At 66.7% G+C, this 22,966-nt stretch carries 16 protein-coding genes; 10 read left to right on the top strand and 6 right to left on the bottom strand.

What is annotated here, in order from left to right; genetic code table 11:
* Positions 1-106: 106 nt before the first annotated feature.
* The gene (gene rpsB / locus M3A49_RS02635; RefSeq protein WP_254315250.1) at positions 107-862 is read right to left on the bottom strand and encodes a 30S ribosomal protein S2; all 756 of its coding nucleotides are present in this window, start codon (positions 860-862) and stop codon (positions 107-109) included.
* A 453-nt stretch (positions 863-1,315) separates the two neighbouring features.
* Between rpsB and map the strand changes: the two genes are divergently transcribed.
* The 4 genes from map to M3A49_RS42490 all read left to right on the top strand — a co-directional run bounded on the left by map (position 1,316) and on the right by M3A49_RS42490 (position 7,127).
* Positions 1,316-2,137 (top strand): type I methionyl aminopeptidase, encoded by an 822-nt coding sequence (gene map, locus M3A49_RS02640; protein WP_254352759.1) that lies wholly within the window; start codon positions 1,316-1,318, stop codon positions 2,135-2,137.
* A 269-nt stretch (positions 2,138-2,406) separates the two neighbouring features.
* A complete protein-coding gene (locus M3A49_RS02645; RefSeq protein ID WP_266227381.1) occupies positions 2,407-4,986 on the top strand; it encodes a [protein-PII] uridylyltransferase in 2,580 nt (859 codons plus the stop codon).
* A gap of 351 nt (positions 4,987-5,337) precedes the next feature.
* Positions 5,338-6,192, top strand: coding sequence for a hypothetical protein (locus M3A49_RS42485; RefSeq protein WP_323182934.1), 855 nt, complete (start codon positions 5,338-5,340; stop codon positions 6,190-6,192).
* Complete coding sequence (locus M3A49_RS42490) at positions 6,189-7,127, top strand: pseudouridine synthase (RefSeq protein WP_323182936.1); 939 nt, start codon at positions 6,189-6,191, stop codon at positions 7,125-7,127. Before M3A49_RS42485 ends, M3A49_RS42490 begins: the two co-directional genes overlap by 4 nt.
* Before the next feature lie 87 nt (positions 7,128-7,214).
* On the opposite strand, the gene def is transcribed toward M3A49_RS42490, so the two are convergent.
* From def to M3A49_RS02675, 5 genes are all read right to left on the bottom strand, one after another.
* Positions 7,215-7,748 carry a peptide deformylase gene (def, locus tag M3A49_RS02655; RefSeq protein WP_266227383.1) on the bottom strand — a complete coding sequence of 178 codons (534 nt, stop codon included), beginning with the start codon at positions 7,746-7,748 and terminating at the stop codon, positions 7,215-7,217.
* Positions 7,745-9,814, bottom strand: a complete 2,070-nt coding sequence (ligA, locus tag M3A49_RS02660; protein ID WP_266227384.1) for an NAD-dependent DNA ligase LigA — start codon at positions 9,812-9,814, stop codon at positions 7,745-7,747. Before ligA ends, def begins: the two co-directional genes overlap by 4 nt.
* Positions 9,815-10,112: 298 nt before the next feature.
* Positions 10,113-11,396: a cell division protein ZipA C-terminal FtsZ-binding domain-containing protein gene (locus M3A49_RS02665; protein ID WP_266227385.1), complete on the bottom strand. Its 1,284-nt coding sequence runs from the start codon at positions 11,394-11,396 to the stop codon at positions 10,113-10,115.
* Between the two features lie 144 nt (positions 11,397-11,540).
* Positions 11,541-15,059, bottom strand: a complete 3,519-nt coding sequence (gene smc, locus M3A49_RS02670; RefSeq protein WP_266227386.1) for a chromosome segregation protein SMC — start codon at positions 15,057-15,059, stop codon at positions 11,541-11,543.
* Between the two features lie 169 nt (positions 15,060-15,228).
* On the bottom strand, positions 15,229-16,332 hold the full coding sequence (locus M3A49_RS02675) for a DMT family transporter (RefSeq protein WP_266227387.1): 1,104 nt from the start codon (positions 16,330-16,332) through the stop codon (positions 15,229-15,231).
* 312 nt (positions 16,333-16,644) lie between these two features.
* On the opposite strand from M3A49_RS02675, the gene dapC reads away from it, so the two are divergent.
* The 6 genes from dapC to cls all read left to right on the top strand — a co-directional run bounded on the left by dapC (position 16,645) and on the right by cls (position 22,956).
* A complete protein-coding gene (dapC, locus tag M3A49_RS02680; protein ID WP_266227388.1) occupies positions 16,645-17,868 on the top strand; it encodes a succinyldiaminopimelate transaminase in 1,224 nt (407 codons plus the stop codon).
* A gap of 81 nt (positions 17,869-17,949) precedes the next feature.
* On the top strand, positions 17,950-18,777 hold the full coding sequence (gene dapD / locus M3A49_RS02685) for a 2,3,4,5-tetrahydropyridine-2,6-dicarboxylate N-succinyltransferase (RefSeq protein ID WP_028204072.1): 828 nt from the start codon (positions 17,950-17,952) through the stop codon (positions 18,775-18,777).
* Positions 18,777-19,142: an ArsC family reductase gene (locus tag M3A49_RS02690; protein ID WP_254352768.1), complete on the top strand. Its 366-nt coding sequence runs from the start codon at positions 18,777-18,779 to the stop codon at positions 19,140-19,142. Before dapD ends, M3A49_RS02690 begins: the two co-directional genes overlap by 1 nt.
* A 125-nt stretch (positions 19,143-19,267) precedes the next feature.
* Positions 19,268-20,407, top strand: a complete 1,140-nt coding sequence (dapE, locus tag M3A49_RS02695; RefSeq protein WP_266227389.1) for a succinyl-diaminopimelate desuccinylase — start codon at positions 19,268-19,270, stop codon at positions 20,405-20,407.
* 33 nt (positions 20,408-20,440) lie between these two features.
* Entirely contained in the window at positions 20,441-21,337 is an 897-nt protein-coding gene (prmB, locus tag M3A49_RS02700) for a 50S ribosomal protein L3 N(5)-glutamine methyltransferase (protein ID WP_254352770.1), read from the top strand.
* 176 nt (positions 21,338-21,513) lie between these two features.
* Positions 21,514-22,956 carry a cardiolipin synthase gene (cls, locus tag M3A49_RS02705; protein WP_266227390.1) on the top strand — a complete coding sequence of 481 codons (1,443 nt, stop codon included), beginning with the start codon at positions 21,514-21,516 and terminating at the stop codon, positions 22,954-22,956.
* Positions 22,957-22,966: the final 10 nt, after the last annotated feature.

A 22,966-nucleotide genomic window follows, 5' to 3' on the forward strand; every position in this document is an offset into this window, starting at 1 on the left:
CTTCTACAGGGCTACGGTGCCGCGCATATGTCGCGGCGACGAAAGTCGCGGCTTAAAAAAAAGGGGCCTATGGAAAGCCCCCTTTTCTTGCCGGACACGGGGCAGCTTACGCCTCCGAATTGACCTCGACGAACTCGTCGTCGCCGTCGTTGCCGCGCGCCGCTGCAACCACTTCGTTGACCGCGTTGGCGCGGCCTTCGAGGATCGCGTCAGCCACGCCTTGCGTGTAGAGCGCAACGGCCTTGCTCGCGTCGTCGTTGCCCGGGATCACGTAATCGATGCCTTCCGGCGAGTGGTTCGTATCGACCACGGCGATCACGGGGATGCCCAGCTTGTTCGCTTCCGTCACGGCAATCTTGTGATAGCCGACGTCGACCACGAAGATCGCGTCCGGAATGCCGCCCATATCCTTCACGCCGCCGATCGACTTTTGCAGCTTGGCGATTTCGCGTTCGAACAGGAGCGCTTCCTTCTTGCTCATCTTCTCGAGCTCGCCCGCTTCCACGGCTGCTTCCATGTCCTTCAGGCGCTTGATCGAAACCTTCAGCGTCTTGAAGTTGGTCAGCATGCCGCCGAGCCAGCGTGCGTTCACGAACGGCATGCCAGCGCGTTGCGCTTCCTGGGCGATCGTGTCGCGCGATTGACGCTTCGTGCCGACGAACAGGATCGTGCCGCGGTTCGCTGCCAGCTGACGCACGTACTTCAGTGCGTCGTTGTACATCGGCAGCGTCTTTTCGAGGTTGATGATGTGAATCTTGTTGCGATGACCGAAGATGAAGGGGGCCATCTTCGGGTTCCAGAAGCGCGTTTGGTGACCGAAGTGGACACCGGCTTCCAGCATTTGGCGCATGGTAACTGCCATGTTGCAATTCTCCGCTAGGGTTTGGGTCTGAAGCCGGCTGCCGTATCGGTGCGCCCTCCCGTTTCCGGAGATCGACGCGCCCGACACCCTGGGTGCGCCGGCTTGCGAGTGTGCTGCCTGAAGAAGATGCTTCCGAATGTTCTTCGCGCACCCGCCAAAATCCGTCTTTGGCAAAGCGCTCCGCGGCAACGGCGGATCCAGCCGCCCCCGCAGGTACTCTTTGTACTTGCGTATTTCTTTCGAACGTGAATTCGAAAGATATGGGAAGCGACTTAGCCGAAGAGTATAGCACGCAGACTGCCCTTTACTCAAGACAGCTATTACCCGCGGAATACGGCGCCATCCATGGCGCATGCAGCGCGCGCCGGATCGCGACCCGCCATTTCAAAAGCCAGCGATCACTGGCATTAGGTGCGATAATTCAATATTCGACTGCATTTTCGGGCGCAAACCATGGCCATTTCGATCAAGAACGAACAAGACATCGCGCAAATGCGCGTCGCCTGCCGACTGGCGAGCGAGGTGCTCGATTACATCACGCCGTTCGTCACTGCGGGCGTGACGACGGGTGAGCTCGACCGCCTGTGCCACGAATACATGACCGATGTGCAGGGCACAGTGCCCGCGCCGCTGAACTATCAGCCGCCGGGCTACCCGCCCTACCCGAAGGCGATCTGTACTTCCGTGAACGACGTGATCTGTCACGGTATTCCGGGCGACAAGGCGCTGAAGAACGGCGACGCGCTCAATATCGACATCACCGTCATCAAGGAAGGCTATTTCGGCGACACGAGCCGCATGTTCATCGTCGGCGAAGGCTCGATCCTCGCGAAGCGCCTCGTGCAGACCACCTATGAATGCATGTGGCTCGGCATCGACCAGGTGCGTCCCGGCGGCCATCTGGGCGACATCGGCCATGCCATTCAGCGCTACGCCGAAAGCCAGGGCTACAGCGTGGTGCGCGAATACTGCGGCCACGGCATCGGCACGGTGTTCCACGAAGACCCGCAGGTCCTGCACTACGGCCGGCCGGGCACCGGCATCGAACTCGTGCCCGGCATGATCTTCACCGTCGAGCCGATGATCAACGCCGGCCGCCGCGACATTCGCACCATGCCCGACCAGTGGACCGTCAAGACGAAGGACCGCAGCCTCTCGGCACAGTGGGAGCACACGGTACTCGTGACCGAAACGGGCTACGAGGTCCTGACGGTCTCGGCGGGTACGCCCGCCAAGCCGGCCATCGTCGCGCAGATGGCGGGCACAGCGGCCTGACCGCCGGAAAAAGTGCCGGAAAGCGCTTCCTGGCGCGATCCGGCGCAAAATGGATATGCTCGTAGAGAACGGCCCGCGCCCCGGGCCAGCACGCCCAACGCGAGCGAGGCACGACATGCGGACGCCGCCCGGCACCCGCAGCACGATGGGGCCGCCTGCAAAGCAGCCGACGCATTAACCGACGAAGCAACGCGGCCAGCCGCCATCGCGAGGCCTGCCGCGCGCACGACCAGCCGCCCGCCCAACCACGCCAGACACGACCCGAGCCCATGAGTGTTCCCGCTGTCGCCGTTCCCGATACGTCGTCGCTGAAGTCCGACTACAAGGCCGCCAAGGCCCAGTTGCTCGAGCGTTTCAAGACCGCGACCAATGTCGACTCGTTGATGCGCGCCCTCGCCCGCACCACCGACGACACCTTGCGCAGCGCCTGGAACCTGTGCGAGCTGCCGGCCACGCTGGCGCTTGTGGCGGTCGGCGGCTTCGGGCGCGGCGAGCTTGCGCCCTGGTCCGACGTCGACATCCTCGTCCTGCTGCCGGACGACGAGCCGCTCGCGCCGCTCGAAGAACGCATCGAGCGTTTTATCGGCCTTGCGTGGGATCTCGGACTCGATATCGGCAGCAGCGTGCGCAGCGTCTCGCAATGCCTCGAAGAAGCCGCCAACGACGTGACCGTACGCACGTCGCTCCTCGAGGCGCGCCGCATCACGGGCAGCGCGACGCTGTTCGGCGACTTCGCGCAGCGCTATCGCGACGCCATGGACCCGCGTGCGTTCTTCCAGGCGAAAGTGCTCGAAATGCGCCAGCGCCACGCGCGCTTCCAGGACACGCCCTATTCGCTCGAACCCAACGTCAAGGAAAGCCCCGGCGGCCTGCGCGACCTGCAGCTGATCCTCTGGATCACCGAGGCCGCCGCCTTCGGCAGCAGCTGGAAGGAGCTGGACCAGCGCGGCCTCATCACCGGGCGCGAGGCGCGCGAACTGCGCCGCAACGAGGCATTTCTCAAGGCGTTGCGCGCGCGCCTGCATGTGATCGCGGGCCGCCGCCAGGACATCCTCGTGTTCGACCTGCAGACGGCCGTGGCCGAAAGCTTCGGCTACAAGGCCAGCAGCGCGCGGCGCGCGAGCGAGCAGCTCATGCGCCGCTACTACTGGGCCGCGAAGGCGGTCACGCAGTTGTCCACCATCCTGATCCAGAACATCGAGGCGCAGCTCTTTCCGAGCACAAGTGGCATCACGCGCACGCTCTCTGAGCACTTCGTCGAGAAGCAGGGAATGCTGGAAATCGTCAGTGACGACGTGTTCGAACGCGAGCCGCACGCGATTCTCGAAGCGTTCCTGCTCTACGAGCAGGTGCCCGGCGTGAAGGGCTTGTCGGCGCGCACGCTGCGCGCGCTCTACAACGCGCGCGAGACCATGGACCTGCGCTGGCGCCGCGACCCGGAGAACCGCCGGCTCTTCATGGAGATCCTCAAGCAGCCGGCCGGCATCACGCACGCCATGCGGCTCATGAACCAGACGAGCGTGCTCGGGCGCTATCTATTGAATTTCCGCCGCATCGTCGGGCAGATGCAGCACGACCTCTATCACGTCTATACGGTCGATCAGCACATCCTGATGGTGCTGCGCAATATGCGCCGCTTCGCCGTGGCCGAGCATGCGCACGAGTATCCGTTCTGCAGCCAGCTCATCGCCAACTTCGAGCGGCCCTGGGTGCTTTACGTCGCGGCGCTGTTCCACGACATCGCCAAGGGCCGCGGCGGCGACCACTCGCAGCTCGGCATGGCCGACGCGCGGCGCTTTTGCCGCGAGCACGACATCACGGGCGACGACGCGGACCTGGTCGTCTGGCTCGTGCAGCAGCACCTCATGATGAGCCAGGTTGCCCAGAAGCAGGACATCACCGACCCCGAGGTCGTCAAGCGCTTCGCCGAACTCGTTGGCACGGAACGGCGTCTTTCGGCGCTCTACCTGCTGACGGTCGCCGACATTCGCGGCACGAGCCCGAAGGTCTGGAACAACTGGAAAGGCAAGCTGCTTGAAGACCTCTACCGCTCGACGCTCGCCGTGCTCGGTGGCGCCAAGCCTGACGCGCACTCGGAGCTCAAGACGCGCCAGGAGCTGGCGCTCGCGCTGCTGCGTCTCGAGACCGTGCCGGAGCACGCCCACCGCGCGCTCTGGGAGAAGCTCGACGTTGGCTACTTCCTGCGCCACGACGCCGCCGATATCGCCTGGCAAACGCGCGTGCTCTATCGCCACGTCGAGGCGCCGGAGCCGGTCGTGCGCGCGCGCCCGTCGCCGATCGGCGAGGCGCTGCAGGTGCTCGTCTACGCACAGGACCGCCCCGACCTGTTCGCGACGATGTGCGCGTACTTCGACCGCAGCGGCCTTTCCGTGCTCGACGCGCGCGTGAGCACCACACGCCACGGCTACGCGCTCGATAACTTCATCGTCGCCCACACCGAGGGCGACGTGCATTATCGCGATATCGCGAACCTCGTCGAGCAGGAACTCGCGGCGCGCCTGAAGGCGACGGGCAATGCACTGCCCGAGCCGTCGAAGGGCCGTCTCTCGCGCCTGTCGCGCACCTTCCCGGTGACGCCGCGCGTCGACCTGCGGGCCGACGAGCGCGGCCAATACTACATCCTGTCCGTGTCGGCGAACGACCGGCCGGGCCTCCTCTATTCCATCGCGCGCGTGCTCGCGGAGCATCATGTCGGCGTCCATGCGGCGCGGATCAATACGCTCGGCGAACGGGTGGAAGACGTGTTTCTGCTCGACGGTTCGGGACTCTCCGACAACCGCCAGCAGATTCACGTCGAAACCGAATTGCTGCGCGCGATCGCAGTGTGAATGACCCAAGCGAAATACCCAGATCCATGCGAGCCAAACTGACAGCCAAACATCCGCGCCCGACCACTCCGGAACGCGCCCCCGTCCGCCGCGGCAGTACAACCGCGCGTAAGCCGGTACGACCGGCCGAGGCGCGACCGGCGGACGCCAGGCCGGCATCGGCTGCGAAGACTTCCGCTGGGAAGCGTGCCCGCACCTCGGCCGGCCGCGCCACGCCTCGCACCGGCGATACGCGTCCGGGCGAGCGCCCGGCGCGACCCGCTCGCGAAGGCGGGTTCGGCGACGAGCGCCGCCCGGCCCGTCGCTCCGGCGATGAGGCACGTGGATTTGCGCGCGGCCGTAACGAAGGTGATGAGCGCCGTTTCACGCGTCGCCCCGAAGGCGATGACCGTCGCCCGCCGCGTAGCCGCGAAGAAGGCAGCGCACGCCCCTTCGCGCGCCGCACTGAGGGTGATGACCGTCGCCCGCCTCGCAGCCGCGACGAAGGTGGCGCACGCTCCTTCGCGCGCCGCCCGGAAGGTGACGATCGCCGCCCGCCTCGCAGCCGCGAAGAAGGTGGCGAGCGTCGCTTCGAACGACGCGCCGAAGGCGATGATCGCCGCCCCGCGCGTGGCCGCGACGAAGGCGGTGCACGCCCCTTCACGCGCCGTGCCGAAGGCGACGACCGACGCCCGCCCCGCAGCCGCGACGAAGGTGGCGAGCGTCGCTTCGAACGACGCACCGAAGGCGATGATCGCCGCCCGCAGCGTAGCCGCGAAGAAGGTGGCGACCGACGCTTCGCGCGCCGCCCCGAAGGCGACGACCGACGCCCGCCTCGCAGCCGTGACGAAGGTGGTGCACGCCCCTTCGCGCGCCGCGCCGAGGGCGATGACCGCCGCCCACCGCGCAGCCGCGAAGAAGGTGGCGCACGCCCCTTCGCGCGTCGCCCCGAAGGCGATGACCGCCGCCCGCCGCGTAGCCGTGAGGAAGGCGGTGCACGCCCCTTCGCGCGCCGCGCCGAGGGCGACGACCGTCGCCCGCCGCGTAGCCGCGAGGAAGGTGGCGAGCGTCGCTTCGAACGGCGCAGCGAAGGCGACGATCGCCGTCCGCCGCGCGGCCGCGGCGAAGGCAGCGAGGGACGCTTCGCCCGCCGCACGAACAGTGACGACCGCCGCCCCACGCGCGCCGGCGACGAGGGCACGGAGCGCCGTTTCGCGCGCCCGGTGAAAGCCACCTCGCGCGATGACCGCGAAGGCGCCGCGCCGCGTGCACGCCGCAGCGCCGACGAAGGCGGTGGCGGCCGCAAGATCGCCAGCCCTGTCAAATCCGCCGGTAAGCCCCCGCGCCGCACCGATGACGGCGAATCCGCACCGCGCCGCACACCGCGGGAAGAAGTCGATGGCGACAACACCCTGCGCCTGTCCAAGCGCATGTCCGAACTGGGCCTGTGCTCGCGCCGCGAAGCCGACGAATGGATCGAAAAGGGCTGGGTGTATGTGGACGGCGAAGTCGTCGACACGCTAGGCGCCAAGGTCACACCGAATCAGCGCATCGAAGTCGATCCGGCCGCGCTCGCGGCACAGGCGCGCCAGGTGACGATCCTGCTGCACAAGCCCGTGGGCTATGTGTCGGGCCAGGCCGAGGACGGCTATGAGCCCGCCGCCACGCTCGTCACCGGCGAGAACCATTGGGACGGCGACCACTCGGGTATCCGCTTCTCGGCGAAGCATCTGCGCACGCTCGCGCCGGCTGGCCGGCTCGACATCGACTCGACCGGCCTGCTCGTGCTGACCCAGGACGGTCGCGTGGCCAAGCAGTTGATCGGCGAGAGTTCGGACATCGACAAGGAATACCTCGTGCGCGTCACCTACAACGACATCGAGACCGAAATCGACCAGCACTTCCCGCCCGAGTTGCTCGCGCAGTTGCGCCACGGCCTGTCGCTCGACGACGTGCCGCTCAAGCCCGCGCAGGTGAGCTGGCAAAACGGCGAGCAGTTGCGTTTCGTGCTGCGCGAGGGCAAGAAGCGCCAGATCCGCCGCATGTGCGAACTGGTCGGCCTGAAGGTCGTGGGCCTCAAGCGTGTGCGCATGGGCCGCGTGCTGCTTGGCGCGCTGCCGCAAGGCCAATGGCGCTATCTGGCCGCCGACGAAGCGTTCTAACGCCACGTCGGGCCACATCGGCGCCCGACGCCGCGCCGAATGAGAACGGGAGCCATCTGGCTCCCGTTTTTCTTGATGCTTCGATCGTCAGTCGTCGCTGTTCGGGTCGAGTTCCGGAAACAGAACCTCGGTAAAGCCGAACTTCGAGAAGTCGGTAATGCGCATGGGGTACAGCTTGCCGATGAGGTGATCGCATTCGTGCTGGACGACCCGCGCGTGAAAGCCCTCGGCCACACGCTCGATGGGCGTGCCGTACTGATCGAAGCCGTCATAGCGGATCATCGAATAGCGGCTCACGGCGCCGCGCATGCCCGGCACCGAAAGACACCCCTCCCAGCCCTCTTCCATGTCGTGCGACAGCGGATGGATGACCGGGTTGATGAGCACCGTTTGCGGCACGGCCGGCGCCTCGGGATAGCGCTCGTTCTGTTCGAAACCGAAGATCACCACCTGCAAGTCGACGCCGATCTGCGGGGCGGCGAGTCCGGCGCCGTTCGCCGCGTGCATGGTGTCGAACATATCGGCAATGAGTTCGTGCAACTCGGGCGTATCGAAGTGATCGACCGGCCTCGCAATGCCAAGCAGGCGCGGATCGCCCATTCTGAGAATTTCGCGAATCATGTCGTTTGCCCCTCCAGGAGCTTGCGCATTCCTTCTTCGTCGAGCACCGGCACGCCGAGTTCCTCGGCTTTTGCGAGCTTGCTGCCCGCATCGGCGCCCGCCACCACGTAATCGGTCTTCTTCGACACCGAGCCGGCGACCTTCGCACCGGCTGCTTCCAGCATCTCCTTCGCCTCGTCGCGCGCGAGCGTGGGCAGCGTGCCGGTGAGCACCACCGTCTTGCCGGCCAGCACACCCACCGGCGCCTTCGGCGCGGGCGGGCCTTCCGCCCATGTTACTTTGCCCGGTGCGCGCAGTTGCTCGATCACCGTGCGGTTATGCTCCTCCGCAAAAAACTCGTGTATCGCGAGCGCGACGATAGGGCCCACATCGTTGACTTCGAGCAATTCTTCGACCGACGCGCTCATGATCGGATCGAGCGAGCCAAAGTGCTTCGCAAGATCCTTGGCCGTCGATTCGCCCACGTGCCGGATACCGAGCGCGTAGACGAAGCGCGCAAGCGTCGTGGCCTTGGCCTTCTCGAGCGAGTCGAGCAGGTTCTGCGCCGACTTGTCCGCCATGCGCTCGAGCTGCGCGAGCGTGCCGAAGCCGAGATTGAACAGATCGGCGGGCGTGCGCACGAGGTTCTGGTCGACCAGTTGGTCGATGATCTTCTCGCCCAGGCCGTCGATATCGAGCGCGCGGCGCTGGGCGAAGTGCCAGAGCGCCTGCTTGCGCTGGGCCGGACAGAACAGGCCACCCGTGCAGCGGGCGATTGCCTCGTCGGGCAGACGCTCGATGCGCGATCCGCAGACCGGGCATTCGGTCGGCATCACGAACTCGTGGGCATCGGCCGGACGGCGGTCCATGAGCGCACTGACCACCTCGGGAATCACGTCGCCGGCGCGCCGCACGATCACCGTGTCGCCGATGCGGATGTCCTTGCGCCGCACTTCGTCTTCGTTGTGCAGCGTGGCGTTGGTCACTGTCGCGCCGCCGACGAACACCGGCTCGAGCCGCGCCACCGGCGTAATCGCGCCCGTGCGGCCCACCTGAACGTCGATGGCCAGCAGCTTCGTGAGCGCCTCCTGGGCCGGGAACTTGTGCGCGAGCGCGAAGCGCGGCGCACGCGAGACGAAGCCGAGCGCGTCCTGCTCGTCGCGGCGGTTCACCTTGTAGACCACGCCGTCAATGTCGTACGGCAGGCCGTCGCGCTTCTCGCCCACGGCGCGGAAGAATTCCAGGAGACCTTGCGCGCCCTTCACAACCGCTCGCTCGGCATTGACCGGCAGGCCCATTTCCGCGTACCAGTCGAGCAGTTCGCTATGGGTGGCCGGCATCGGCTCGCCCTCGAGCACGCCAATGCCGTAAGCGAAAAACGACAGCGGCCGCTGCGCCGTGATTTTCGGATCGAGCTGGCGCAGACTGCCCGCCGCCGCGTTGCGCGGGTTCGCGAATTCCTTGTGCCCGGCGTCGCGCTGACGCTGGTTCATACGTTCGAAGTCGCGGCGGAACATCAGCACCTCGCCGCGCACGTCGAGCACCTTCGGCACGCGCTTGCCCTTCAGGCGCAATGGCAGCGAGCGGATCGTGCGCACGTTCTCCGTGACGTTCTCGCCGGTCGCGCCGTCGCCGCGCGTGGAGGCCTGGACGAACACGCCGTCGACATAGCGCAGCGAGATGGCGAGGCCGTCGAACTTCAGTTCAGCGGCGTATTCGACCTCGACGATTCCGGCGCCCTCGATCTTGCCGAGCGCATCGGCCACGCGCTTGTCGAACGCGACAATGTCCTCGTCGGCAAAGCCGTTGTTGAGCGACAGCATCGGCACGTCGTGGACCACGGGCTCGAAGCCCCCGGCGACTTCGCCACCCACGCGCTGAGTGGGCGAATCGGGCGTGATGAGGTCGGGATGCTCGGCCTCGATCTGCTGAAGTTCGCCGAACAGCTTGTCGTATTCCGCGTCGGGCAGCTCTGGCTGGTCGAGCACGTAGTAGGCGTGATTCGCACGCTCGAGTTCGGCGCGCAACCACACCGCGCGCTGCGCAGCGGTGGCTTCTTCGGGAGGACGGGCGGGAGTACGGACCATGCCTTGGGCAACTCGCTGTTGGAAGAGATTTCGGACGTCAGATTATCTCAGGAAGCGGCGCGTGTCGCATCGACCGAACGGCCATCTTCGTGCGCCGCCGAACGGGCCTCGCCAGCGTCCTGGCCGAATGGCTAACGCTGCGTCCGTCCCATTGACGCGCGAGTCCAGCGAGGCGAACCTGAGTGCACCGCAACACGCGTGCCGACGCCCACGCGCCGCGCCGCCTGCGCGCAAAAAAAAAGCGCGGCGCCCTTACGGCGTCGCGCCTTGTCTGTTGGCCGCTTGCCGGCCTGCGGCGTTACTGGCTGAACAGTCGCCGCGTGGCCGGCGAGCCGGCCGGAATGCCGGCCTGCTCCAGCTTCGCGTAAAGCGTCATGAGCTGCTTGTCGATCGACTGCAGCACCGATTCCGGCAGCGGCCGGCGCTGGTCGTCGACCACGCGGCCGCCAATGCGCTCCGCAAGCGACTTCGCGTAGTCGCACATCAGTCGGAACGGCAGGATGTCTTCGTCGGCCACGGGCACGTCGAGGATCAGCGTGATCAGCTCGCCGCCCTTGTACGTGAGGTCGTCGCGCAGGAAGTTGGTGTCGCCGAACTGCAGCATGAAAACGGGGCTCTGCTTCGCGTCGAGCTTCACGAAGCGCGTGCCGTCGCGCGAAAGCAGCAAGCCGTCCTGCGCGGCCACGGCCTGCACGTAGTTTGCCGACCACGGCGCGCCATCCGACATCACGTTGACGGAAAGCTGTGCGTCGCATTGCGCCGCGAAGCCGTCCAGCTCGCGCGCCATGGCGACCGTCTCCATCATGTCCGGAAACTCAGGCGCGGCGTCGAGCGCGTCGGCAAACTGCTGCACGCCGGTCACGAATTCCGAGAACTCGAGTTCGTTGAGCGGACCGTTGCGATTCGCGAGTTGCGCAGCCGCGCGCAGTTCTTCGTAGCGCACACCGCTCTGGAGCAACTCCCAGCCGTCGCCCCCGTCGGGTTTGCCTTCGATGTGAACCGGCTTGCTGCCCGCGCGGCGCAGCCGCTGCGCCAACGGAATCACCCGCTCGCCCGCCACCGGCGCGCCAAGCCGGATCGGCACGATGCAGTCGATGCGACGGTCGACCACGGCGGGCGGCGCCGAAGAGATCGTCGTGGCGGCCGGCATGACTGGTTCGATGCGCCCGGCTTCGTCCGCGTCGTCCTTTGCGGGTTGCGGGGCAGCCGCACTCGCAGCCGGCGCCTTGTCGCCCCCCTCGTCCGCAGCGGATTCAGCCTCCGGAAAGCCGTTGGGTGTCGTCGTTTCCGCCTGGATGTCGGCCGGCGTGTCGAGTGGCGCCGCGGTCCCGAAACCCGGCTCCACTCGCCCGGCTTCCGTGCTGCCCGCGAGCGACGGCTCGCGGCGCGACGGAGCATGCGCCGGTTCGATGAACGGGCTCGGCTCCTGGAACTCGTCGCGCTGCGGCGCTTCGACCGCCTCTTCGGGCATCGGGCGCGGCATGCGCCGGCGCACCCTCGCGCCCTGCCATGCGTTGTACACCACCACGCCCCCGACTACCACGGCGCCCGCGCCGATCAACCCGAGAGTCAACTCATCCATGCATGCTCCATCAGCAATTCTTATTCGACGGCGCGCGCATTCTGTGCGCCGTTTCTGTGGCAAGCGCATTGCGCGCGGCGGCTGCCTAACCGATGGCGCCGCCGGCCGCGCATCGCGCGCCGTCCGTTAGACCGTATAAATCGATTAGACCGTATTCTGGGCGAAACCCGCCGCAGTTTCCATGTCGACCGCGACGATGCGCGAAACGCCCTGCTCCTGCATCGTCACGCCAATGAGCTGCTGCGCCATCTCCATGGCGATCTTGTTGTGCGAAATGAACAGGAACTGTGTTTTGTCCGACATCGCGCGAACAAGGTTCGCGAAGCGCTCGGTGTTCGCGTCGTCGAGCGGCGCGTCCACTTCGTCGAGCAAACAGAACGGCGCCGGGTTGAGCTGGAACATCGCGAACACGAGGGCCGTGGCCGTGAGTGCTTTCTCGCCGCCGGAGAGCAGGTGAATCGTCGAATTCTTCTTCCCGGGCGGTTGCGCCATCACCTGCACGCCGGCGTCGAGAATCTCGTCGCCGGTCATGATGAGCTTCGCCTGACCACCACCGAACAGGCGCGGGAACAGCTCGCCGAAATGACGGTTCACTTCGTCGAACGTGCCCTGCAGCAGCGTGCGCGTTTCCTGGTCGATCTTGCGGATCGCGTCTTCGAGCGTTTCGATCGCGCTCGTGAGGTCGGCCGACTGCGCGTCGAGGAAGGTCTTGCGCTCCTTCGCCGCGGCCAGCTCGTCGAGCGCGGCCATGTTCACGGGCCCAAGCGCCGTGATCGCGTTGTTGATGCGCGTGACCTCGCCTTGCAGATACGACGGCTTCATATCGGCCGTGAGCTTTTCCTGCAGCGCGGCCTCGTCGACGCCCGCGGCCTGCAGCTGCTCGACGAACTGCTCGCCGTTCAGGCGCGCGGCCTGCTCCTTCAGCTGAAGTTCGGTGATGCGGTCGCGCAACGGCTGCAGCGCGCGTTCCGCGGCGAGGCGCGTTTCGTCGGCGGCGCGTAGCCTGGCGCTCAGGTCGTCGAGTTCGGCGCGCGCGGCGCGCAGCGTGTCTTCCTTCTGCGCGCGAATTTCCAGCGCGTCCTGCAGGCCCGTGTGCGCGGTCTGCTCGTTGATCGTTTCCAGTTCGGCGCGCGCGTCTTCGAGCGACGCGGCCACGCGTTCGCTCTGGTCGTGCGCGACCTGAATGTTGCGCTTCAACTCTTCGATGCGGTTCGCCATGTTGCGCGCGGCAAAGCGCGCGTCGGCCGCCGCGCGTTCGAGGTCGCGCGCCTCGTTGCGAGCCGCGCCGAGTTCCTCGTCGAGCGCCTCGAAGGCGAGCTGGTTGTCCTCGAAGCGGGCCTGCAGTTCGGCGAGTTCCACATCGTGGCGCTCGAAGTTCGCTTCCGACTCCGCGCGCAACGCGCGCTGCTCTTCGATCTGCGTGCGAATCTCGTCGAGCTCTTCGCGGATCTGCGTACTGCGCGCCGTGTAGCGCTCATGCGCCTGGGTCAGCTTGAGCACATCCATTTGCAGCGCGTGCACGCGCTGGGTCGCGCGCTCGGCCTGCTGGCGCACATCCGTGAGCACCTGGGCCGCCTGTGTGTGCGCCGCTTCCGCGCGCACGACAGCCGTGCGTGCCTCGTCGGCGAGCAGCGTCTGGGCGCGCACCTGGCGCTCGAGATTCTCGATTTCCTGCTGACGCGCGAGCATGCCGGCCTGCTCGGTGTCGGCGGCGTACAGCTGCACACCCACGCGCGTCACCATATGACCGGCCTTCACGACGAACGCGCCGCTGCCGGGCAATTGCGCGCGCTGGGCGAGCGCCTCGGCGAGATCGCCCGCGACGTAGGTCGAGCCGAGCCATTCGGTGAGCACCGCGCGCAAGCCCGCATCGTCGATCCGCACGAGCGAGAGCAGCGGCGTGAGGCCCGCGGCCGCAGCAGGAGCCTGACCCGCGGCCGGCGGCGAATAGAACGCGAGCTTCGCAGGCGGAGCGTCGCTCGCGAATGCCTTCACCCAGTCGAGGTTCGACACCTCGAGCGCGGCGAGCCGCTCGCGCAGCACCGATTCGAGCGCCGTTTCCCAACCCGCTTCGACGTGCAGCTTCTTCCACAGCCGCGGCAACGCGCCCAGTTCGTGACGTTCGAGCCACGGCTGGATCTTGCCTTCCGTCTGTACGTTTTCCTGCAACTGCTTGAGTGCAGCGAGGCGGGCTTCGAACTGGTGGATCTGTGCGTTTTCCGCCTGCACGCGCTCGTGCGCGGCGCGGCGTTCCGCGTCGAGGCGCGGCACCGTTTCCTGCGCGTCGGCCAGGCGCGCCTGCGCTTCGTGCAGGACTTCCTCCTGCTCGGCCAGCTGCATGCGCAGCTCTTCGAGCTGGGCTTCGTCCGGCGCGTCGAGGCCGCCTTCTTCCGACTTCAGACGCTCGTGGCGCTGCTGAAGCTGCTGGAGCATCTGGTCGGCGTTGCGCTGATGCGCGGCTTCGAGCTTGATGGCCTGCTCGGTGCGCGCGATGCCCGCGCGCTCGTCGTTCAGATGCGCCTGCGCGTCGCGCCAGCGGTTTTCGAGCGCGGGCAGCGCTTCCTGCTTCGCCGCCGCATCTTCCTCGGCCAGCGCTGCCTTTTCCTCGGCGATCGCCAGTTGTTCTTCGGCGTCTTCGATATCGTCCTGCGCCTTCTGCGCCTGGACCTGCCATTGCTCGCGCTGCGCGGTGAGCGCGGCGATCTGCGCCTGCACGCGATTGCGCGACTCAACGATGAACTTGATCTCGGCCTCGAGGCGGCTCACCTCGGCGTTCGCTTCGTAAAGCGAGCCCTGCGCGCCCTGCATGGCGTCGCTTGCCGAGTAGTGGGCCACGCGCAGCGTTTCGAGCTGCGCTTCCACTTCGCGCAGCTGCGCGGTGTGGCGCTCCAGGTCGATCTGCGCCTGCTCGATCGCGCGCTGCTGGCGTTGCTGCTCGCCCGCTGCCTCGTTCTTGCGCAGGAGCCACAGGAGGCGCTGCTTTTCCTCGCCCTCGGACTGCAGCTCGCGGTATTTCGTGGCAACGACCGCCTGGCCCTCGAGCTTTTCGAGGTTGCTGGACAGCTCGCGCACGATGTCCTCGACGCGCGTGAGGTTCTCGCGCGTGTCGTGCAGACGATTCTCGGTCTCGCGCCGGCGTTCCTTGTATTTCGAAACGCCCGCGGCTTCTTCGAGGAACACGCGCAGCTCTTCGGGCTTCGCCTCGATGATCCGCGCGATCATGCCCTGCCCGATGATCGCGTAGGCGCGCGGGCCGAGGCCCGTCCCCAGGAAAATGTCCTGGATATCGCGCCGGCGAGCCGGCAGGTTGTTGATGTAGTAGCTCGACGTGCCGTCGCGCGTGAGCACGCGCTTCACGGCGATCTCGGCATACTGGCCCCACTGCCCGGCGGCGCGGCCATCCGCGTTGTCGAACACCAGTTCGACGCTCGCGCGGCTGCCCGGCTTGCGCGCGGTGGAACCGTTGAAGATGACGTCCTGCATCGACTCGCCGCGCAGCTCGGACGCCCGGGATTCACCCAGCACCCAGCGCACCGCGTCGATGATGTTGGATTTCCCACAGCCGTTTGGCCCGACCACCCCGACGAGTTGGCCCGGAACCTGGAAATGCGTGGGATCGACGAATGATTTGAAGCCAGCGAGTTTAATCGAAGTCAGACGCACGGCGATATCGCTGTTGGAATAGTGGTGAACGGGACCGCCCGTGCCGTACGTCGCTTGCCGCCGCGCATCCGGTATCGATCGCGCGACGGCGGAGTGCGCACTGGGCAGCCGCCACGGCTCGCCGTACGAACGCGCATGCGCGCGTGCGGCCGGCGGGAATCAGCGGCAATCATACCATCGCACGCGCGCCATTCCGCGCGCGGGAAGGCCCTGGCCCCGTGCCGCCGCCTACGCTGCCATCGCCGTTACCGCCGCCGTTGCCATCGTCGCCGCCGGGGCCGTTGCTGTCGGCGTCGTCCGCGTCATCGGTGCGGCTGGCGTCGGCGTGGGTCATGACGCTCGCGTCGGCGCTCGCGTGCGCGCCGCCCTTGCGCGCGTCCTGCTGCCGGTGCACCCAGCTCGACAGCAGGGAAGCAAGCACGATGCACGCACCGCCAGCCCATTCGCGCGGGCCCGGCGTCTCACCGGCGAAGAGCCACGACGTGAGCGCCGTCACGACGATCTCGAACAGCATGATGATCGAGGCACGGTTCGCCGGCACGCGGGCAAGCCCGTACTGCACGAGCATGTTGTTGCTGCCGAGCACGACGCCGAGCGCGAGCACGAGCAGCACGACGCGTGCGAGATGCTCGCCCGCCGGCGCGGCCGACATCGGCTCGAAACACGAGGTCAGCGCGCCGAACAGCGCCGCGCCCGCGAAGATCACGGCGGTGCGCATCTCCGGCTTCATGTGCGGCAGCACGCGGCTCGTCTTCACGACGAGCACGTTGCTCATCGCGAAACCCATGCCGCCGATAAGACCCGCCCATTCGGCCGCGTTGGCGGGCAGCGGCACACCGAGCTGCGGCGACCAGAGCATCAGCACCGCACCCAGCAGCGAAAGCGCCGAAAGCGCGCCGCCCGCCCAGTTCAGGCGCTCGTGCAGGATGAAGTGCGCGAAAATCGCCGTCCACGCCGGGGTCAGATAGAAGAGCAGCAGCACGCGCATCACTTCGCCGTGGATCGCGCCCCACACGAAACCGACGTTCGTCACGCCCGCGGCGAGTCCGAGCATCGGCAGCACCCAGTGCCAGCGCACGGTCGCGAGCGAACGCCAGCGCAGCACCAGCACGAAGAGGCAGCCGGCCGCGCTCGTCGCAGCGCTGGAAGCCGTTCCGGTGAGCCCCGCGGCCGCCAGCATGCGCAGCGGATACCAGACAAAACCCCAGACGGACGCGCCAACCATGATGGCAAGCGTCGGCCAGGCGGCGCGCAAGCCCGTGCTCTGGCTCATTGCTTGGGCTTCCCTTGTCGTGGCCGCGCGTTCGCAGCACGCGCGTCGTCATTCGAAAATTTCATGCTTTTCCTTTATTTCGTTGCCCGGCAAGCACGGGCGGCGCCAGGGCGGGATCGGACCGGCGCCCGCAGCAGCAGCAGCGCCACGCTATAATCGACCGCTTGCAGCCGCAGGGCCGCGCCGCGCATCCGCGGCCGCGCATCCGCGTTTTTCGCCCAGCGCGGTGCAACTGGCTCGCCGGCCCGCAGTGGCCACTCCGATCCTGCGCGCCACGCCATCCGTCTTTCGCCCACGCCTGTCCAGCCCAAAGTGAATCCGCTACTCGACACCCTTCAGTCCTATCCCTTCGAAAAGCTGCGCGTGCTCTTCAAGGACGTCACGCCGAACGCCGACCTGCGCCACATCAGCTTCGGGATCGGCGAGCCGAAACACCCCACTCCGGCGCTGATCCGCGACGCCATCGTCGCTTCGCTCGACGGCCTTTCGTCGTACCCGGCCACGGCGGGCACCCCGGCGCTGCGCGAGTCGATTGCAAACTGGGTGAAGGCGCGCTATGGGCTGCCGGCCATCGATGCGAACACGGAAATCCTGCCCGTCTCGGGCTCGCGCGAGGCGCTGTTCGCGCTAGCGCAGGCCGTGATCGACCCGACAGCGGGCGTGAAAGACCCGGCAAAGCGGGCGATCGTACTCTGCCCGAACCCTTTCTACCAGATCTACGAAGGCGCCGCGCTGCTGGGCGGCGGCGAGCCGTACTTCGTGAACAGCGATCCGGCCCGCAACTTCGCCTGCGATTATTCGCAGGTTCCCGAAGAAGTCTGGGCCCGCACGCAGCTGCTGTACGTGTGCTCGCCGGGCAATCCCACGGGTGCCGTGTTCACGCTCGACGACTGGCGCGAGCTGTTCGCGCTCTCCGACCGCTACGGCTTCGTGATCGCCTCGGACGAGTGCTACTCGGAAATCTACTTCGACGAAGCCACGCCGCCGCTCGGCGGTCTCGAAGCGGCGCACAAGCTGGGCCGCGGCTTCGAGCGCCTCGTGATGCTGTCGAGCCTGTCGAAGCGCTCGAACGCGCCGGGCATGCGCTCGGGCTTCGTGGCCGGGGACGCCGCCATCCTCAAGCAGTTCCTGCTGTACCGCACCTATCACGGCTCGGCCATGTCGCCCGTGTGGCAGTCCGCCAGCATCGCGGCCTGGTGCGACGAGGCGCACGTGCGCGAAAACCGCGCGAAATACGTGCGGAAGTTCTCGACCGTCACGCCGATGCTCGCCGACGTGCTCGACGTGAAATTGCCCGACGCCGCGTTCTATCTGTGGGCCAACGTCGCGCGCACCGGCCTCACGGACACCGCGTTCGCCCAGCGTCTCTACGCCGACTATAATGTGACGGTTCTGCCCGGCTCGTTCCTCGCGCGCGAGGCGCATGGCACGAATCCGGGTAAAGACTTCGTGCGCATGGCGCTCGTCGCCGACGTCGAGGAGTGCATCGAGGGCGCGCAGCGCATCGTCGAGTTCTGCCGCTCGCTCAAACCGTAAAGCCTTTGCGTGCGCGCCGGGGTCCTGCACCTCGCGGCGCGCAACACCGCTTTCAACCATCAATCTCACGAAATCACCACCATGTCGCAACAACTTCAGCAGATCATCGACACCGCCTGGGAAAACCGCGCCGACTTCTCGCCCAAGTCGGCCCCGAACGACGTGCGCGAAGCCGTCGCCCACGTCATCGCCGAGCTGGACAAAGGCGCGCTGCGCTGCGCCGAGAAGAAGGACGGCGACTGGGTCGTCAACCAATGGGTGAAGAAGGCCGTGCTGCTGTCGTTCCGCCTGGAAGACAACGCACCGATGCCCGCCGGCGGCTACAGCCAGTTCTACGACAAGGTGCCCTCGAAGTTCGCCAATTACACGGCCGAAGACTTCGCCGCGGGCGGCTTCCGCGTCGTGCCGCCGGCCATCGCGCGCCGCGGCTCGTTCATCGCGAAGAACGTCGTGCTGATGCCGTCGTACACCAACATCGGCGCGTATGTCGATGAAGGCACGATGGTCGATACGTGGGCCACGGTCGGTTCGTGCGCGCAGATCGGCAAGAACGTGCACCTCTCGGGCGGCGTCGGCATCGGCGGCGTGCTGGAGCCGCTGCAGGCCAACCCGGTCATCATCGAAGACAACTGCTTCATCGGCGCGCGCTCGGAAGTCGTGGAAGGCGTGATCGTCGAAGAGAACTCGGTCATCTCGATGGGCGTGTACCTCGGCCAGTCGACCAAGATTTACGACCGCGAAACCGGCGAAGTTTCGTATGGCCGCATTCCGGCGGGCTCGGTCGTGGTCGCGGGCAACCTGCCCTCGAAGGACGGCTCGCACAGCCTGTACTGCGCCGTGATCGTCAAGAAGGTCGACGCGAAAACACGCGCGAAGGTCGGCCTGAACGAGCTGCTGCGAGGCGACTGATGGCGAAGTCCGCCAAGACCGTTGTCTACGGCATTCCGAACTGCGACACCGTGAAGAAGGCCCGTGTGTGGCTCGAAGAGCACGGCGTCGAGTTCGAGTTTCACGACTTCAAGAAGGCGGGCGTCTCGAATGCGCTCGTCCAGGACTGGCTCAAGGACGTCTCGCTCGATCAGCTGATCAACAAGCGCGGCACGACCTGGCGCGGCCTGTCGGACGTGCACAAGGCCGAAGCCGACACGACCACCGGCGCGATCGCGCTGATGATCCACAAGCCGTCGATCATCAAGCGGCCCGTCGTTGTGGTGAACGGCCGCGTGAAGACGCTCGGCTTTTCCGCCGACCAGTATGCGGAGCTGTTCGCTTGAGCGCCGCATGAGACCGGTGCGCCTGAACGGCTCCATGGCAAGTCGGGCGCGCACGGTCATGACAAGTTGTTGCCGGCCCCTGCTCCATCAGCGGCGCCGGCATTTTTATTGAAAGTGGTCTTTTTATGTCCGCCACCCTCGCCCTTACCGAATCCCTGATCGCGCGCGCGTCCGTCACGCCCGACGACCAGCACTGCCAGCGCATCATGACCGAACGCCTCAGCGCGCTCGGCTTCGCGTGCGAAACGATCGAATCCAACGGCGTGACCAACCTGTGGGCCGTCAAGCGCGGCACCGCAGGCGCGCAAGGCTCGCTGCTCGCCTTCGCGGGCCACACCGACGTCGTGCCCACCGGCCCCATCGAGCAATGGAGTTCGCCGCCGTTCCAGCCCTCGCATCGCGACGGCATTCTCTATGGCCGCGGCGCCGCCGATATGAAGACTTCGCTCGCGGCCTTCGTGGTGGCGAGCGAAGAGTTCGTGGCGGCGCATCCGCAGCATCGCGGCGCCATCGCGTTCCTCATCACGAGCGACGAAGAAGGCCCGGCCACCGATGGCACCGTGAAGGTCGTCGAGGCGCTGCAGGCGCGCGGCGAGAAAATGGATTACTGCATCGTGGGCGAGCCGACTTCGACGCATACGCTCGGCGACTGCGTGAAAAACGGCCGCCGCGGCTCGATGTCGGGCAAGCTCGTCGTGAAGGGTGTGCAGGGGCATATCGCCTATCCGCATCTCGCGAAGAACCCGGTGCACCTGCTGGCGCCCGCGCTCGCCGAACTCGTCGCCGAAAAGTGGGACGACGGCAACGAGTACTTCCCGCCCACCACGTGGCAGGTGTCGAACCTGCACAGCGGCACCGGCGCGAGCAACGTGATTCCGGGCCACGCCGATGTGATGTTCAACTTCCGCTTCTCGACCGCGAGCACGGTGGAAGGCCTGCAACAGCGCGTGCACGCGATCCTCGACAAGCACGGCCTCGAATACGACCTGCACTGGAGCGTGAGCGGCCTGCCCTTCCTGACGCCGCGCGGCGCGCTCTCGGACGCGCTCGGAAAAGCGATCCACGACGAAACCGGCGTCACGACCGAACTGTCGACCACGGGGGGCACGTCCGATGGCCGCTTCATCGCGCGTATGTGCGAGCAGGTGGTGGAGTTCGGGCCGCCGAACGCCAGCATCCACAAGATCGATGAGCATATCGAAGTGAAATTCATCGATCCGCTCAAGAACGTCTATCGCCGCGTGCTCGAACAGCTGATCGCCTGACCGGCCAACCGAACACGCTCTGGAGTCCAGAACATGACCCATCCGCTCGCTGCTACCTTCGCCACCGTTCGCGACCTGCTGCGCTACGGTGTCTCGCGCTTTTCGGCCGCGCAACTCGCGTTCGGCCACGGCTCGAACAACGCCTACGACGAAGCCGCGTACCTGATCCTGCACACGCTGCACTTGCCGCTCGACCTGCTCGACCCATTTCTCGACGCGCGCCTCACGAGCGAGGAAATCGACACGGTGCTCGGCGTGATCGAGCGCCGCGCGACCGATCGCGTACCCGCCGCTTACATCACGCAGGAAGCGTGGATGCACGGCCTGCGCTTCTACGTGGATGAGCGCGTCATCGTGCCGCGCTCGTTCATTGGCGAGCTGCTCGCAGACGGCCTGCAGCCCTACGTGGAAGATCCCGAGCAGGTCGGCGCGGTGCTGGAGCTCTGCACCGGCTCGGCCAGCCTGGCGATTCTTGCGGCGCACGCGTTCCCGAATGCCGACATCGACGCCGTCGATCTGTCCGCGCCCGCCCTCGAAGTCGCGCGGCGCAACGTGCACGAACACGATCTCGACGAGCGCATCGCCCTCTTCGAAGGCGACCTTTACGCGCCGCTGCCCGAGCGCCGCTACGACGTGATCATCACGAACCCGCCGTACGTGAACGCCGACTCGATGCAGGCGCTGCCGCCCGAGTACCGTCACGAGCCGGAAATCGCGCTCGCGGGCGGCGCGGACGGCATGGACATCGTGCGCCGCATCATCAAGGACGCACGCAACTGGCTCACCGACGACGGTGTGCTGGTGGTCGAGATCGGCAACGAGCGCGAGAACGTGGAAGCGGCGTTCGGCGGCCTCGATCTCGTCTGGCTCTCGACGAGCGGCGGCGACGATCAGGTTTTCCTGATTCAGGCCTGCGACCTGCCGGTTTGAGCGTCCTGCCCGTCTTGTCCGGGCGAGCCGCGGCGCCCGTGCGCCGTGTCTCGCTGCTTGCAGGATCGGGACGATCGCCGTCGCCGCAGCGGGTTCGGTAAGATTGAGCCCTCCGGCCGTGCGCTTCCCGGCGTGGGCCGGTCCTGCGTCCGGCTGAAGGAGCGTCCCACGCATTTATGCGATTCGACTGGTCACACCTCGGCACGCTGCTCGCGATCATCCATCTGCTCGGACTGATCGCAGCGTGCCACGCCATCCTCAACACGCGCACCTCGCAAGGCGCGATTGCCTGGGCCGTCTCGCTCGCGACGATGCCCTACCTCACGCTCGTCCCGTATCTCTTTCTCGGCCGCAGCAAGTTCGCGGGCTATGCGGACGCGAGGCGCCTGCGCAACGAAACCTTGCGCTCACGCGCCCACGCGCCCGAATGGGACAAACTCGTCTCCACGGGCGAATGGCCTGCCGACGAACTGGGCGTGCGCGTGATCCGCACGTTCGCGCGCCTGGGCGGGATGCCGCTCGTGCCGGGCAACGCGGTGCGCACGCTCGTGAATGGCGAAGCGACCTTCTCCGCCATTTTCGATGCGATCGAGCAAGCCCGGCACTACGTGATCGTGCAGTTCTTCATCGTGCGAGCCGACGCGCTCGGCGACATGCTCAAGGACGTGCTGCTCGACTGCAGCAGACGCGGCGTGCGCGTGTACTTCCTGTACGACAGCATCGGCTCGTTCGACCTGCCCGCCAGCTACGTGCACGAGTTGCAGGACGGCGGCGTGGAAGTGCACCCGTTCTCCACGAAGCGCCACTTCGTGAATCGCTTCCAGCTCAATTTCCGCAACCACCGCAAGATCGTCGTGGTGGACGGCCAGCACGCGTTCGTGGGCGGCCACAACGTGGGTATCGAATACCTGGGCGCGAACGCGCGCCTCTCTCCGTGGCGCGATACGCATATCGAACTGCGCGGACCGGCGGTCGCCAACGTGCAGTTCGCCTTCACCGAGGACTGGTACTGGGCCACCCAGCAGCTTCCCGGCTGCGAGGCGCCCACCGTCGTGCCGCGGGACGGCGACGACATGTACTGCCTCGTCTTGCCCACGGGGCCGGCGGACCGCCAGGAGACCTGCTCGCTCTTCTTCGTCGAGGCGATCAACGCCGCGAAAAAACGCCTCTGGATCACGACGCCCTACCTCGTGCCCGACGAAGCCGTGTTTTCGGCCCTGCGCCTCGCAGCGCTGCGCGGCGTGGACGTGCGCATCATGATCCCGAGCCGGCGCGACCATTACGTGGTCTTCGAGGCATCGATGCTGTACGCCTTCGACGCGGTGCGCGCGGGCATCCGCATCTTTCGCTACAAGCCCGGTTTTTTGCACCAGAAGGTCGTGCTGATCGACGACGTGGCTGCGGCCATCGGCAGCGCGAATCTGGATAACCGGTCGTTTCGCCTGAACTTCGAGATCATGGTGCTGACCGTGCATCGCGGCTTCGCGGCCGAAGTCGAAGCGATGCTGCTGCGCGACTTCGAACAGGCGTTCGAGATCGATCGCAGCGAGTATCGCGACGCGCCCGCGTGGCGCAAGATCACGATGCATCTCGCGCGGCTCTTCGCGCCGATTCTCTAGCGCGCCTGTG

The sequence above is a fragment of the Paraburkholderia sp. CNPSo 3076 genome (assembly GCF_026343935.1).
Classification (GTDB): domain Bacteria; phylum Pseudomonadota; class Gammaproteobacteria; order Burkholderiales; family Burkholderiaceae; genus Paraburkholderia; species Paraburkholderia nodosa.

Coding starts and splice junctions, on each gene's coding strand:
- dapD (WP_028204072.1), top strand. CDS start 17,950: ATGTCGCAACAACTTCAGCAGATCATCGACACCGCCTGGGAAAACCGC.
- M3A49_RS02675 (WP_266227387.1), bottom strand. CDS start 16,332: ATGAGCCAGAGCACGGGCTTGCGCGCCGCCTGGCCGACGCTTGCCATC.
- M3A49_RS02665 (WP_266227385.1), bottom strand. CDS start 11,396: ATGGATGAGTTGACTCTCGGGTTGATCGGCGCGGGCGCCGTGGTAGTC.
- rpsB (WP_254315250.1), bottom strand. CDS start 862: ATGGCAGTTACCATGCGCCAAATGCTGGAAGCCGGTGTCCACTTCGGT.
- ligA (WP_266227384.1), bottom strand. CDS start 9,814: ATGGTCCGTACTCCCGCCCGTCCTCCCGAAGAAGCCACCGCTGCGCAG.
- M3A49_RS02690 (WP_254352768.1), top strand. CDS start 18,777: ATGGCGAAGTCCGCCAAGACCGTTGTCTACGGCATTCCGAACTGCGAC.
- M3A49_RS02645 (WP_266227381.1), top strand. CDS start 2,407: ATGAGTGTTCCCGCTGTCGCCGTTCCCGATACGTCGTCGCTGAAGTCC.
- cls (WP_266227390.1), top strand. CDS start 21,514: ATGCGATTCGACTGGTCACACCTCGGCACGCTGCTCGCGATCATCCAT.
- map (WP_254352759.1), top strand. CDS start 1,316: ATGGCCATTTCGATCAAGAACGAACAAGACATCGCGCAAATGCGCGTC.
- dapE (WP_266227389.1), top strand. CDS start 19,268: ATGTCCGCCACCCTCGCCCTTACCGAATCCCTGATCGCGCGCGCGTCC.
- prmB (WP_254352770.1), top strand. CDS start 20,441: ATGACCCATCCGCTCGCTGCTACCTTCGCCACCGTTCGCGACCTGCTG.
- def (WP_266227383.1), bottom strand. CDS start 7,748: ATGATTCGCGAAATTCTCAGAATGGGCGATCCGCGCCTGCTTGGCATT.
- M3A49_RS42485 (WP_323182934.1), top strand. CDS start 5,338: ATGAGCGCCGTTTCACGCGTCGCCCCGAAGGCGATGACCGTCGCCCGC.